Genomic DNA, 13,241 nt, shown 5'->3' with positions numbered 1-13,241 from the left:
CCTTATCTTTGCGCTGCGTTTGGAAAAACGCCGTTCAACAACGGCACTATCTCTGGAAGGATGGGTGAGTGGCTGAAACCACCAGTTTGCTAAACTGACGTACTCGAATGGGTACCGGGGGTTCGAATCCCCCTCCTTCCGCCAACGCTTCAAAAAGCCTGCATCGTCGAAGCGAAGCAGGCTTTTTTCTTTCTTCCATCCCGCAAAATTAGCCCCGCAACTTTGGAATATTGCCGCTTTGGTTGTATTTTTGACCCGAATAAAAGACAGGAGACAAAGGAGTATAGAGTCTTGCACAAAACGAACTCCCCGAGAGACCCCACAACAGGAATCGGGGTGAATTTATGCGCCACTCTATCCCGAACAAAATTTTGTAACATTTCAATTTAAATTCAAAATTAGACCTCATTTTTGCTGCATGAAAATTTACTCATGAAAAAAATTCAAAACATTATGACTCATCGAAAATTCTTTTTATCGGTATTGGTTTTCATGCTTCTTTCGTGGTCGGCGGCCGCCAAAACTCCGGCTTTCAAAAACGACTCGCTCAATATCACTCTCCCCGATACCGACTACTCCGACGAGCTGAGACTGATACGCATGCACATGCCCGACATCGAGGTCGGCAACGGTATCTCGTTCCAGCCCAAAAACAAAAGCTACAAGCTCACCATGCGGATACGAATGCAAAACATGGTCGACGTCGATTTCAACGAAAAATTCGAAGCTCAGGAACTCGACGCGCGCGTGAAACGGTTGCGTCTGCGATTCGACGGATATATCTATACTCCCAAGCTCACTTATCTCGTACAACTGGGATTCTCGCCATACGACACGAAAACCCTGCCCAACGGCAACAGCAACATCGTGCGCGACGCCATGATTTACTATGTGCCCAATGCGACATGGAACATCGGTTTCGGACAGACCAAAATCCGGGCCAACCGGGCACGCGTCAACTCGTCGAGCGCCTTGCAGTTTGTAGACCGATCGATTGTCAACTCCGAGTTCAACCTCGACCGTGATTTCGGTGTCTTCGGCGAGTACAACCAGCACCTGTTCGGCTCATTCGATTTGGCAGCCAAAGCCTCGATTACTACGGGCGAAGGGCGCAACTGGGGCAACAACAAGGGCAGCGGACTCGCCTATACGGGCCGCATAGAGTTCTTCCCCCTGGGCCGCTTTACCGGCAAAGGCGATGCCATGGAGGGCGACTATGAACGCGAGCAGACGCCCAAGATACTCCTGGCCGGAGCATACAGCTACAACGACCGGGCCTTGCGAGCCCAAGGTTCCAACGGCGACCTGCTCCGCTTCGACCAGGCACGCAACCTCTCGTCCTATTTCGTCGATTTCATCTTCAAATACCGAGGCTTTGCCTTCTATACCGATTTCATGGGACGCACATGCACCTCATCGCCCCTCATCAAATCGGGCGAAACCGTCGAGCAATATATCCTCACCGGCATGGGTCTCAACGTGCAGGCCAGCTACCTGTTCCCCTCCAACTGGGAAATAGCTCTGCGCAACTCGACCATCAAGCCCGACAAAGAGGTACAGCCCTACACCAATTACCGCTGTTACAACCAGTCGACCCTGGGCGTAACCAAATACCTCATCGACCACCGGCTCAAAGTACAGGCCGACCTCTCCTACAACTACAAGGACGAGTTCACCGCCTCGGATTACAGCCGCTGGCAGTTGCGGTTCCAGGTAGAGCTGGGATTCTGACCCGCTCTGTCCATTCGACGAAACCTAATACCTAAACAATATAGATCATGGCCATTCAGTACGATTTTGACACAATTATCGACCGCCACCACACCGGCGCAATGAAGACCGATGTGCTGGGCGAACGATACGGTCGCGAAGACCTCATTCCCCTGTGGATTGCCGACATGGACTTCGCCGTAGCTCCCCCGATTACCGAAGCCCTCGTGCGACGTCTGCAACACCCCGTCTACGGCTATGCCGAAGCTCCAGCCAGCTACTGGCAATCGATTATCGACTGGCTCAAATACCTGCACGGATGGGAGGTGAAACGCGAGTGGATTACCTACATTCCCGGCATTGTCAAAGGCATCGGCCTGGCCGTGAACGTATTCAGCAACCCCGGCGACAAAATCATCATACAGACTCCCGTCTATACTCCCTTTATGGCCGTGCCCGAGGGCAACGGCCGGCAAGTGGTGCACAACCCCCTCAAGTGGAACGGCACCCACTACGAGATGGACTTCGACCACCTCGAGTCGATTATCGACCCGCAGTGCAAGATACTGATACTCTGCAATCCCCACAACCCGGGCGGTGTGGTGTGGCCGCTCGCCACGCTGCAACGTGTGGCCGACATCTGTGCCCGCCACCATATCCTCATCATTGCCGACGAAATCCATGCCGACATGCCCATCTTCGGCTCCAAGCATCACCCCTTCGCCTCGGTATCGGAGACGGCCGCCCAGAACAGCATCTCGTTCGGCGCCCCCTCCAAGACCTTCAACATCGCCGGGCTGGTGAGTTCCTATGCCATCGTGCCCAACGAGACCATCCGCAAGCGGTTCTTCGACTGGCTCACGGCCAACGAACTGAACGAACCCACCTTCATGGCCACCATCGCCACCGAAGCCGCCTATAACCACTGCCGCGACTGGCGCGAGCAGATGCTCGCCTATGTCGAGCAGAACATCCTCTTTGTCGAGGAGTTCCTCCAGCAACATATCCCCCAGATCAAGGCCATCAGACCGCAGGCCTCGTTTATCGTCTGGCTCGACTGCACCCGGCTGGGGCTCGACCACGACGCCCTCATCGACCTCTTCGTCGACAAGGCTCGGCTCGCCCTCAACGACGGCGAGATGTTCGGTCCCGAAGGCAAAGGCCACATGCGGCTCAACGTGGGTACACCGCGGGCCGTACTGCAAAAAGCACTCGAGCAACTGGAGGAGGCCGTGAACCATCTCGACCGATAGAGAGGTTACGGGCCACTTTGCCGCCAAAGAAGTATCGTTTTCGGAAAATATTTTATACTTTTGCACCCAATTGGTACAAGAGACCGATACCTCTGTACCTCACCACAATAATAAGAAAATCTGAAAGAATCGCTTTATGAACGAACTTGCCACAAAGTACAATCCCGCCGACGTAGAGGAGAAATGGTATGCTTACTGGTTGAAAAACGGGCTCTTCAAGTCGAAGCCCGATGGTCGCGAACCCTACACCGTAGTCATCCCGCCCCCCAACGTCACCGGTATTCTGCACATGGGGCACATGTTGAACAACACGATACAAGACATTCTCGTACGCCGGGCCCGCATGGAGGGCAAAAACGCCTGCTGGGTACCCGGCACCGACCACGCCTCGATTGCCACCGAAGCCAAAGTGGTGAACAAACTCGCCGCCCAGGGTATCAAGAAGAGCGACCTCACCCGCGAGGAGTTCCTCAAATATGCCTGGGAGTGGAAAGAGGAGCACGGCGGCATCATCCTCAAGCAGCTGCAGAAGCTGGGAGCCTCGTGCGACTGGGACCGCACCGCCTTCACCATGGACGAGGTTCGCTCCAAGAGCGTGCTGAAGGTATTTGTCGACCTCTACAACAAGGGGCTCATCTACCGCGGCGTGCGCATGGTCAACTGGGACCCCAAGGCCCTCACCGCCCTCTCCGACGAAGAGGTTATCTACAAGGAGGAGCACAGCAAACTCTACTACCTGCGCTACTACATCGAGGGTGAGGACAAATATATTGTCGTGGCCACCACCCGTCCCGAAACCATTCTGGGCGATACGGCCGTGTGCGTAAACCCCAACGACCCCCGCTACACCTACCTCAAAGGCAAGAAGGTAATCGTGCCGCTGGTCAACCGGGCCGTGCCCATCATCATGGACGACTACGTAGACATCGAGTTCGGTACCGGCTGTCTGAAAGTGACTCCGGCTCACGACGTAAACGACTATATGCTGGGCGAGAAATACAACCTGCCCACCATCGATATCTTCAACGACAACGGTACCATCAGCGAGGCCGGCGGCCTCTATATCGGCATGGACCGCTTCGACGTGCGCAAGCAGATTGCCAAAGACCTGCAGGCTGCCGGGCTGCTCGAAAAGGTCGAGGACTATAACAACAAGGTAGGTTTCTCGGAGCGTACCAACGTAGTCATCGAGCCGAAACTCTCGATGCAGTGGTTCGTCAAGATGGACAAACTCGCCGAGCCGGCCCTCAAAGCCGTGATGAACGACGACATCAAGTTCCACCCCGACAAGTTCAAGAACACCTACCGCCACTGGATGGAAAATATCAAAGACTGGTGTATCTCGCGCCAGTTGTGGTGGGGACACCGCATCCCGGCCTACTACCTGCCCCAGGGCGGATTTGTCGTAGCCGAGACTCCCGAAGAGGCCTTGAAACTGGCCCGCGAAAAGAGCGGCGACGATTCGCTGCAACTGAGCGACCTGCGTCAGGACGAGGATTGCCTCGACACCTGGTTCTCGTCGTGGCTGTGGCCCATCTCGCTCTTCGACGGTATCAACCACCCCGGCAACGAAGAGATAAACTACTACTATCCCACGAGCGACCTGGTGACAGGCCCCGACATCATCTTCTTCTGGGTAGCCCGCATGATCATGGCCGGCTACGAATACACCGGCGAAAAACCGTTCAAGAACGTATACTTCACGGGTATCGTGCGCGACAAGATAGGCCGGAAGATGTCGAAGTCGCTCGGCAACTCGCCCGACGCCCTCGAACTGATAAAGACCTACGGCGCCGACGGTGTGCGCATGGGCCTCATGCTGGCCGCACCTGCCGGTAACGACATTCTCTACGACGATGCCCTGTGCGAGCAAGGCCGTAACTTCAACAACAAAATCTGGAACGCCTTCCGTCTGGTGAAAGGATGGAACGTCGACGAGAGTCTGGAGCAGCCGCAAACGGCACAAATCGCCGTCAAGTGGTTCGACGCCCAGCTCAGCCGCACGCTGGCCGAGGTAAAAGACCTCTTCGGCAAATACCGCCTCTCCGAGGCCCTCATGGCTGTATACCGCCTCTTCTGGGACGAGTTCTCGTCGTGGTACCTCGAGATGATCAAGCCCGGCTACCAGCAGCCTATCGACCGCGCCACCTACGACGCCACACTCACCTACTTCGATGCCCTGCTGCGCATGCTGCACCCCTTCATGCCCTTCATTACCGAAGAGTTGTGGCAACACCTCTACGAGCGTAAAGAGGGCGAGAGCATCATGTATGCCCGCATGCCCGAAGCTCACCCCGTCGACGACACCATCATCGACCGCTTCGAGACCACCAAGCAGATTGTGGCCGGTGTGCGCACCATACGTCTGCAAAAGGGTATCGCCAACAAAGAGCCCCTCACGCTGCAAATCATCGGAGCCCACGACCACGCCAACGATTGCATACTCACCAAGATGACCAACCTCGAGGCCATCGAAGCCATCGACGAGAAAGACCCCGCCGCCGCTTCGTTCCGCGTACACGCCACCGAGTATGCCATACCGCTGGGCAACAACATCGACGTAGAGGCCGAGCTGAAGAAACTCGAAGGCGAGTTGCAACACGCCCAAGGATTCCTCAAAACCGTCATGGGCAAACTCAACAACGAGCGTTTCGTACAAAACGCCCCCGAGGCTGTCGTAGCTCTGGAACGCAAGAAAAAAGCCGACGCCGAAGAGAAGATAAAATCGCTCGAAGAGAGCATCGCCGCCCTCAAGAAATAACCGGGACCGTAATCGGTCGCACACCATACAGAAGAGTGTGGTTCCTCTCCATCGGGAACCACACTCTTCTTTTTATATTCCTCGATGATAGAGATCCGTAATCTAATGAGATACTCCTATCCAAACAAGACCGGCTCGGCCTGCCCCGGCCACTACTCCGCAACCCAGAGACCGAGGGAAGTTTCCAGACCGGCAGACACAAAAAAAGTGCCCGGCACAACCGGGCACTCCATATGATTCACGAAATAGAATATCAGAATTTATAGTAGAGACTGAAACTCAAGTCGTTGCCGCTCAGCGACAGACCCGAAACGCTGTTGCCGTTGTATTTGTCGCGATAACCCAGGAAGCCATAGTGAGCTACCAACGAGAAGTTCTCGGTCAGGTTGAAGGCCAAGCCCGGTTTAAAACCGATTTCAAAACCAGTCTCCGAATCGAAACCTTTGTGTTTCCCGGTAGAGATACCAAATCCACCATCGACCAACAGCCCTATGATACCTTGGTTGAAGAAGGTCCAACGAGCATAAGGAGCAATGTAAAACGAATTGTAGTTGTCCATGTGTGTATAGCCGATAGATCCGGCAACGGTCCACGCATCGTTAAACGCATAGCCAAACTCGGGGGCAATACGGAATGTCGTGTTTTCGGTATCACCGTCGTAAGTCAAACCAAACTGGCCACCCACAAAAAATTGTGCATTGGCTGTCAACATGCCAAACACAAGCACTAAGGTTAAAACTAATTTTTTCATTTTACGTGTTTTTTAGTTTAAATTGTAAGAACAAATATAAGAATTTGTTTCCAACAATCCTATTTTTAACCTCTCTTTTTTCACAGAGCTGTTAAAATAGATAAACCGCAGAGTCAAATCGATACGGTTCCTGCCGACCGATATGCCGGATGCGCTACTGCTTTGTCAGTTCAAATCCCATCAACACGCCATCGTATTCCGACAACAGGTTACTGATGGTCTGCAGTGTAGAGCTCTGTGTCTTCGAGGCAATCGAAACCAGCACATCGACCAGTTTGTCGACATTGAAAAGTATCTCCATCGTATTGCCGCTCTTGGTAATATCGGCATCCATTACCATCACCGGGATATGCCCGCCTACCAGCGTAAAGGTCACCACAAACTTGCCGCTCGGCTCATCCTTCACGATATAGCCGTTCAGTTTGGCACTGCCGTAGTTCATCACCATAGTCGTATCGGCAAACGAGAAGGAGACGCGCGACGAGGTAATGCCGGCCTTCTCGTAATAGGTAGCCAGTTTGTCTTTCAGGCTCGAAGCTACTACCTCGCCTCCGGCCGACTTCAACAGATCGTCGCTCTCAAACTTGCAGGCCGGAGCCGAATAACGCCACGTACCGGCCAAATCGGCTACCGTGAGTGTAGCATCTTTGTCGGTCAGTGCACCTACCACTTTGTTGACCGTCGACGAATTTAACAAATCGCCCAGCGAAAATTGCGCGTGGGCACTGCTCCCGAATAAACATAGCCCGCACAGGGCCAAAATCCATCTTTTCATAATCCAATCCTATTTTCTGTTATTTGTTTCTTTTATATGGTATTACTTCTGCAAATATACAATTTTATCGGGAAATATGAACCGTGTGCCCTACACCTTCTCGAGGCGAAAGGGTGTGAGCAGATAGTCTCCTCGTCTCTTTTTTTCTATAAAAAAGCATCGGCTTTGAACCAAAATCGGCAAACGATGTTATTATAGACAGAAAGGGCGCCCGGGAGGGAGGTTCTCCACAACGTAACGGTAAAAGGAGGAGCAGCCATTGCGAGTGGACGAATATCGCTCCAGCCCCTTTCACTACCAAAAAGGCAGACATCCGTCCCGGGATAGGACGCATGTCTGCCTTACCTTTTTTTACACTTCTGCTATCGACAAAAAACTCAATGCAAGGGGCGACCTATGCTGCGATAGACAAAACCCAACTCCTTCATCTCGGCCGGGTCGTAAATATTACGACCGTCGAATATGACGGGCGACTTCATGGCACGAAGCACGGCAGTCCAGTCGGGCATGCGGAACTCTTTCCACTCGGTAACGATAAGCAAGGCGTCGACGTCGGCTACCGCCCCGTAAATATTTTCGGCATACTCTACCCGGTCGCCTATGCGACGACGGCACTCGGGCATGGCTACCGGGTCGTACACCCGCACGCTGGCCCCGGCGGCACACAACCTATCGATCAGAATCAGGGCCGGAGCCTCGCGCATGTCGTCGGTCTCGGGTTTGAACGAGAGCCCCCACACGGCAAACTTGCGGCCCGCCAGATCGCCCCCGAAGTAGTCGTGCAACCGATGGTAGAGCAGCTCCTTCTGCGACTCGTTCACCCGCTCCACGGCCTCCAGTATCTGCATGTGGCAGCCATTCTCTTCGGCGGTCCTGATGAGAGCCTTCACATCCTTGGGGAAACACGAGCCCCCGTAGCCACACCCGGCATAGAGGAAACGGCTGCCTATGCGATCGTCAGCACCGATGCCTTTGCGCACCGCAACCACATCGGCACCCACTTCATCGCACAACAAGGCAATTTCGTTCATGAAGCTGATACGGGTTGCCAGCATGGCATTGGCAGCATACTTAATCATCTCGGCCGAAGGTATATCGGTGATGATAATGCGGTATTTGTTAATCATAAACGGCTTGTAGAGCTTCTGCATCAAAGCTTCGGCCCGTTTGCTCTCCACGCCTACGACTACACGGTCGGGGCGCATGAAGTCGGCAATGGCACTCCCCTCCTTGAGGAACTCGGGGTTCGAAGCCACATCGAACTCAATCGACACGCCCCGCTTGTCGAGCTCGCTCTGGATGGCCGCCTTCACCTTGCGGGCCGTACCCACCGGCACGGTGCTCTTGGTAACCACCACCAGATAGTCGTTCATGTAGCGACCCACGGTGTGGGCCACGTCGAGCACATAGTGCAAGTCGGCCGAACCGTCTTCGTCGGGCGGCGTGCCCACAGCACTGAAGAGAATCTCTACCCCGTCGAGACAAGTCGACAAATCGGTGGTAAAGCGCAACCGCCCCGCCTTCATATTGCGGAGAACCATCTCGTCGAGTCCAGGTTCATAAATGGGAATATCGCCCCGCTCGATGCGGGCTATCTTCTCGGCGTCGATGTCTACACACACCACATCGACACCGATTTCGGCAAAACATGTTCCGGTAACGAGGCCTACATAGCCTGTACCTACTACCGCTATTTTCATATATATCTTTTTTTGTACCGTAAAAAATACGAAAAGACGAGAGCAGAAAGAGGCGTAAACCCTCGGTTTTCAGCCTTTGAACAATCCCCGCCCTATCTTCGTGGGGTAAAGATAGTGACATTTTTCGAGCTATGCGCTCTTTTCTGTCGATTTCGTCGAGAAAAGAGCTCCAAAACGCACTCCACTCGAGCCAAGAGACACACAAAAAGCATTCATTTCAAGGTCATTACTTCTCCTATTTACACCACGAAAGCTAACAAAAACCTCGGTTCGGCTGTTCTATCTACAAAATTTTTACTATCTTTGAGCCGATTTTCGACTTATACTCAAAGTGTATGAGGGCGATTCCTAGGGACTCCCCACGCACTTAATCCATCTGCGAATAGACGGAAATTAAAAAAGAGAAACATGAATGTAAAGAATCTTTTCTTATGTGGCGCAACCGTGCTATTGTTAGTATCTTGCGCAAACGAGGAGAATCAGGTCGATTCGGGATACGGTTCCATAAACGTAAAAGTTTCAGCCGATTACCAAGTAGTACCTGTCACTCGCTCGACCACCGAAATTACCGAAACCACCAATCCCGATGTCAGTGAATTTGCCTTAAAGTTGGTATCTGCCGACGGCAGTTTTTCCCGCGCCTGGGACAGTCTGGCCGACTTCGACCCGGCCGAAAAAATTCCCGTAGGCACCTACACCATGAGCGCCTACTACGGCAACCTCGAGGAGGAGGGGTTCGACAAGCCCTACTACCTGGGGCAGTCCGACGTAGCCGTACGCTATCGCGAGAATACGCCGGTCGAGATACTCTGCACCCTGGCCAACGTGAAGGTGACGGTCGAATACTCCGATGCCTTCAAGAAATACTTTGCCGACTATGCCACCACCATACATGCGGCCGAGGGTGACTATATAAAATTTGAGAAAGAGGAGACCCGTGCCGCCTATGTGAAACCCGGCAAGATAACCATACAGACCTATCTGAAGAAACAAAACGGCATCGAGTCGACCTTCGAACCGGCCGCCATCGAGAATGCGCAACCGCGTCAGCACTACCGCATCAAACTCGATATTGCCGACAATGCCGCGGGCGAAGCTCAACTCAGCATCAGCTTTGACGAAACAACCGAGACACAGCCTATCGCCATCGACATCTCCGACGAGGTGATGGTAGCCCCGGCCCCCTCGTTCCTCCCGGCCGGATTCGAGCCGGGCACGCCCCTCGAAGTGAAAGAGAACAGCTACCCCGACAACCGGCAGGCAAATATCTCGCTCACAGCCAAGGCCGGCCTCTCCGCCTGCACACTCACCACCTCGTCGGCCTGCCTCGAAAGCGAAGGGTGGCCCCGCGAAATAGACCTGGTGAACCTGAGCAGCGAAAACCGCGCCCTGCTCTCCCGTCTGGGACTGAAGTTGAAAGGCTTTACCGAGATGGGCAGCAAGATGGGATTCATCGACTTTGCCGAACTTTTTGCCCACCTGCATACCCTCGACGGGAGCGATATGCACACCTTCACCCTCTCGGCCAAAGACATGTATGGCAAGGTGAGCGAATCGCCCATCACCTTGTCGGTCAAGAGCATACCCATCACCTTTGCCTTGCAGACCCCCGAACCGGTATTCGTGGGCAGCAAATCGGTTACGATTCCCGTCGAGTTCGATGGAGCCTACATCGACCAGGTGAAATTCAGCTACCTCAACGCCGAAGGTGCGAAGGTAAACAGCAACTCGACCGTGGTCTCGAGCGAAGGCAACCTCTACCAGATAAAGATTTCGATCGAAGCTACCGACAAGCCCGTCGTAGTCGAGGGCTCGTATGCCAACGGAGCCAAGACCTCGACCATCTCGATACCGGTCAAGACCCCGGCCTTCACCATCACCGCCGAGGAGTATGACATCTGGGCCCGCCGCGCCACCGTCAAACTCACTGCCGAAGATTCGCAGTATCAAGAGGCCGTAGACCGCTATGCCGTGCTCTTTGCCAACAGTACCGGCCAGTGGGAAACCGTCGCCTCGACCTTGAGCCAGGGCCGCCGCGTCATCACCGGCCTCAACCCCGACACCCGCTACCAGTTGCGAGGTTCGTGCAACAGCGGCCAGGACAATGTCAATTACAGCGGCGATCTCACTCTGCGCACCGAGTCGGCAGCCGCCGTGCCCAACGGCGACTTCGAAGAGATAGCCCAAACCATCTCGGTAACCGATATGAACCAGGGCGGCAAATACTCGGTATGGCCGGTCAACTATCAGAATACCTGCAGCTTCACCATACATGAGCCTACGGGTTGGGCCAGTGTCAACGCCAAGACCTGCAACCTCTCGGCTGCCAACCAGAACTCGTGGTTTGTCATTCCCTCGACCTACAATACCACCCTCACCTGGGATGCCTACCGCAGTTTCGGCATGAACACCGTGACGCCCGACCTCTATCGCGACCTCACGGCCCAGAGCGGGAACAACGCCATGGTGGTGCGCAACGTAGCCTGGGACGAAAACGGAACCACTCCCGGGACCTCGGGCGGTGCCTTCAATACCACCTACTACAACACCAACGTGCCCAACATAGCCAACCGCTCGGCCGGCAAGCTGTTTCTGGGCAGCTACTCCTACTCGGGTGGCAGCGAAACCTACACCGAAGGGGTGAGCTTCGCCTCGCGCCCCTCGGCCTTGAAAGGGTGGTACAAATATGCCAACGACGGCAACGACCCCACCGAAACGGGCGTAGTGACCGTGACCCTGCTCAACGGGCAGAAGGTGATTGCCACCGGCACGGCTCGTCTCTCGGCCGCTGCCGACTACACCGAGTTCTCGGTGCCCGTCACCTATTCGGTAACCAATCAGAAGGCTACCACGCTGCGCATCATGATTACCTCGTCGAACCACGCCTCTTACAACCAGAGCGAAGAGAGTGCGGCCATAAAGACTTCGGTCTCGAACGGCCAGTACGAATCGGCCTCGCGAGGTGCAACCCTTACCATCGACAACTTAACTTTCACCTATGAATAAGATAAAGCATAACCCTATGAGAAATATATTAGGCATCTCTCTGGCCGTAGTTCTGGCCGTGGCCGCCTCCTCATGCGACCGGGAGAAATTCACCTACGACCTGGGTATAGAAACCCCGTCGGGAAAAACCGGGACACTCGACCTCTCGACCTTCGGAGCCATACCCAACAACGACACACAAGTGATAGAAAAAGCACCGGTGAGCCGGGCCGTCGATACGGGCGACTTCACCGTGCAAATATACCCCTCGCAGGGAACCGACACCCTCGAATGGAAATATAGCGAGATGCCCGAGATTGTCACCCTCAACGTGGGCGACTACAACGTGGCCGTATTCTCGCACCGCGTGCAGCCGGCCGAATGGGAACACCCCTACTACTATGCCGACAAGGCCTTCACCATCGAAGAGAACCGGGTGACCCAACTCGACACGGTAGTGTGCACGCTGCAAAACATCAAGGTGACGGTAACCTACTCCGAAGACCTGAAATCGTTCATGGGCGACGACTGCAAGGTGACGGTCGACATCGGCTCCGGCTCGCTCGACTTCTCGCAGACCGAAACCCGCGCCGGATACTTCCGCTCCGACGGTGAGAGCAACCTGCTCATCGCCACCTTCACCGGCACCATCGACGGGTATGAAGAGGTGAACCGCATCCAAGTCGACAACGTCAAGGCCGGCGACTGGCGCAAGATTCACTACGACATCAAGCGACCCGAACCGGGCAGCGAGACGGGCGGCGTAACTCCCTCGGTGACCCTCGACGCCTCGTGCGAGACCATTGACCACGAGGGCAACGTGACCATCGAAGAGGAGATTATCCCCGACCCCAATCCCGTAGACCCGGGCACCGACCCCGATCCTGACCCCGAACCCACACCGGGCGAGGCTCCCCAAATTACGAGTGAAACCATACAACTGGGTACCCCTGTCACTATCACCGAAGGGTTGAAAGTGGTGGTCGACATCACCAGCAGCGACCCGGCCGGTCTCACGGGACTCACCGTCGACATCGATTCGCCCACACTTACTCCCGAGGAGCTCTCGAGCATGGGCCTCTCGGCGCACCTCGACCTGGTGAACCCGGGCAACCTGAAAGAGCCCATCGAAGAACTGGGATTCCCCACCGAAGGCAATGTGCTGAACCAAGCGAAAGTAACCTTCGACATCAGCGACTTCATGCCGCTGCTCGGTCTGCTGGGTGCCGGTACACACAACTTCATCATCAAGGCGACCGATGCACAAGGCACCACAACCGAATCGTTAATCCTTGTAACCGAATGA

General features: G+C 54.7%; 8 protein-coding genes and 1 tRNA gene. 6 read left to right on the top strand and 3 right to left on the bottom strand.

Going from position 1 to position 13,241, the window contains the following annotated elements; all coding sequences use genetic code 11:
• Positions 1–54: 54 nt before the first annotated feature.
• The 4 genes from NW211_RS06695 to NW211_RS06680 all read left to right on the top strand — a co-directional run bounded on the left by NW211_RS06695 (position 55) and on the right by NW211_RS06680 (position 5,724).
• A tRNA-Ser gene (locus NW211_RS06695) sits at positions 55–144 on the top strand.
• Positions 145–453: 309 nt separating this feature from the next.
• A complete protein-coding gene (locus NW211_RS06690) occupies positions 454–1,731 on the top strand; it encodes an OprO/OprP family phosphate-selective porin (protein WP_258327345.1) in 1,278 nt (425 codons plus the stop codon).
• 47 nt (positions 1,732–1,778) lie between these two features.
• On the top strand, positions 1,779–2,963 hold the full coding sequence (locus NW211_RS06685; RefSeq protein WP_087408593.1) for a MalY/PatB family protein: 1,185 nt from the start codon (positions 1,779–1,781) through the stop codon (positions 2,961–2,963).
• A 136-nt stretch (positions 2,964–3,099) separates the two neighbouring features.
• A complete protein-coding gene (locus NW211_RS06680; protein WP_258327344.1) occupies positions 3,100–5,724 on the top strand; it encodes a valine--tRNA ligase in 2,625 nt (874 codons plus the stop codon).
• Positions 5,725–5,977: 253 nt separating this feature from the next.
• On the opposite strand, the gene NW211_RS06675 is transcribed toward NW211_RS06680, so the two are convergent.
• From NW211_RS06675 to NW211_RS06665, 3 genes are all read right to left on the bottom strand, one after another.
• Positions 5,978–6,475, bottom strand: a complete 498-nt coding sequence (locus NW211_RS06675) for an outer membrane beta-barrel protein (protein WP_087408595.1) — start codon at positions 6,473–6,475, stop codon at positions 5,978–5,980.
• A gap of 154 nt (positions 6,476–6,629) precedes the next feature.
• The gene (locus tag NW211_RS06670) at positions 6,630–7,250 is read right to left on the bottom strand and encodes a DUF4923 family protein (protein ID WP_087408596.1); all 621 of its coding nucleotides are present in this window, start codon (positions 7,248–7,250) and stop codon (positions 6,630–6,632) included.
• A 377-nt stretch (positions 7,251–7,627) separates the two neighbouring features.
• Positions 7,628–8,950 carry a UDP-glucose/GDP-mannose dehydrogenase family protein gene (locus NW211_RS06665; protein ID WP_087408597.1) on the bottom strand — a complete coding sequence of 441 codons (1,323 nt, stop codon included), beginning with the start codon at positions 8,948–8,950 and terminating at the stop codon, positions 7,628–7,630.
• Positions 8,951–9,358: 408 nt separating this feature from the next.
• On the opposite strand from NW211_RS06665, the gene NW211_RS06660 reads away from it, so the two are divergent.
• Together NW211_RS06660 and NW211_RS06655 are read left to right on the top strand one after the other, a co-directional pair.
• Positions 9,359–11,956 (top strand): DUF4493 domain-containing protein, encoded by a 2,598-nt coding sequence (locus NW211_RS06660; protein WP_258327343.1) that lies wholly within the window; start codon positions 9,359–9,361, stop codon positions 11,954–11,956.
• A 16-nt stretch (positions 11,957–11,972) separates the two neighbouring features.
• On the top strand, positions 11,973–13,241 hold the full coding sequence (locus tag NW211_RS06655) for a DUF4493 domain-containing protein (protein WP_258327342.1): 1,269 nt from the start codon (positions 11,973–11,975) through the stop codon (positions 13,239–13,241).

Source organism: Barnesiella sp. ET7, from assembly GCF_024733785.1.
GTDB lineage: Bacteria > Bacteroidota > Bacteroidia > Bacteroidales > Barnesiellaceae > Barnesiella > Barnesiella merdigallinarum.
This window is presented reverse-complemented; position numbering and strand designations above follow the sequence as displayed.

Excerpts from the sequence above, each read along its gene's own strand:
- NW211_RS06660 (WP_258327343.1), top strand. The coding sequence starts at position 9,359 with ATGAATGTAAAGAATCTTTTCTTATGTGGCGCAACCGTGCTATTGTTA.
- NW211_RS06680 (WP_258327344.1), top strand. The coding sequence starts at position 3,100 with ATGAACGAACTTGCCACAAAGTACAATCCCGCCGACGTAGAGGAGAAA.
- NW211_RS06690 (WP_258327345.1), top strand. The coding sequence starts at position 454 with ATGACTCATCGAAAATTCTTTTTATCGGTATTGGTTTTCATGCTTCTT.
- NW211_RS06655 (WP_258327342.1), top strand. The coding sequence starts at position 11,973 with ATGAGAAATATATTAGGCATCTCTCTGGCCGTAGTTCTGGCCGTGGCC.
- NW211_RS06670 (WP_087408596.1), bottom strand. The coding sequence starts at position 7,250 with ATGAAAAGATGGATTTTGGCCCTGTGCGGGCTATGTTTATTCGGGAGC.
- NW211_RS06665 (WP_087408597.1), bottom strand. The coding sequence starts at position 8,950 with ATGAAAATAGCGGTAGTAGGTACAGGCTATGTAGGCCTCGTTACCGGA.
- NW211_RS06675 (WP_087408595.1), bottom strand. The coding sequence starts at position 6,475 with ATGAAAAAATTAGTTTTAACCTTAGTGCTTGTGTTTGGCATGTTGACA.
- NW211_RS06685 (WP_087408593.1), top strand. The coding sequence starts at position 1,779 with ATGGCCATTCAGTACGATTTTGACACAATTATCGACCGCCACCACACC.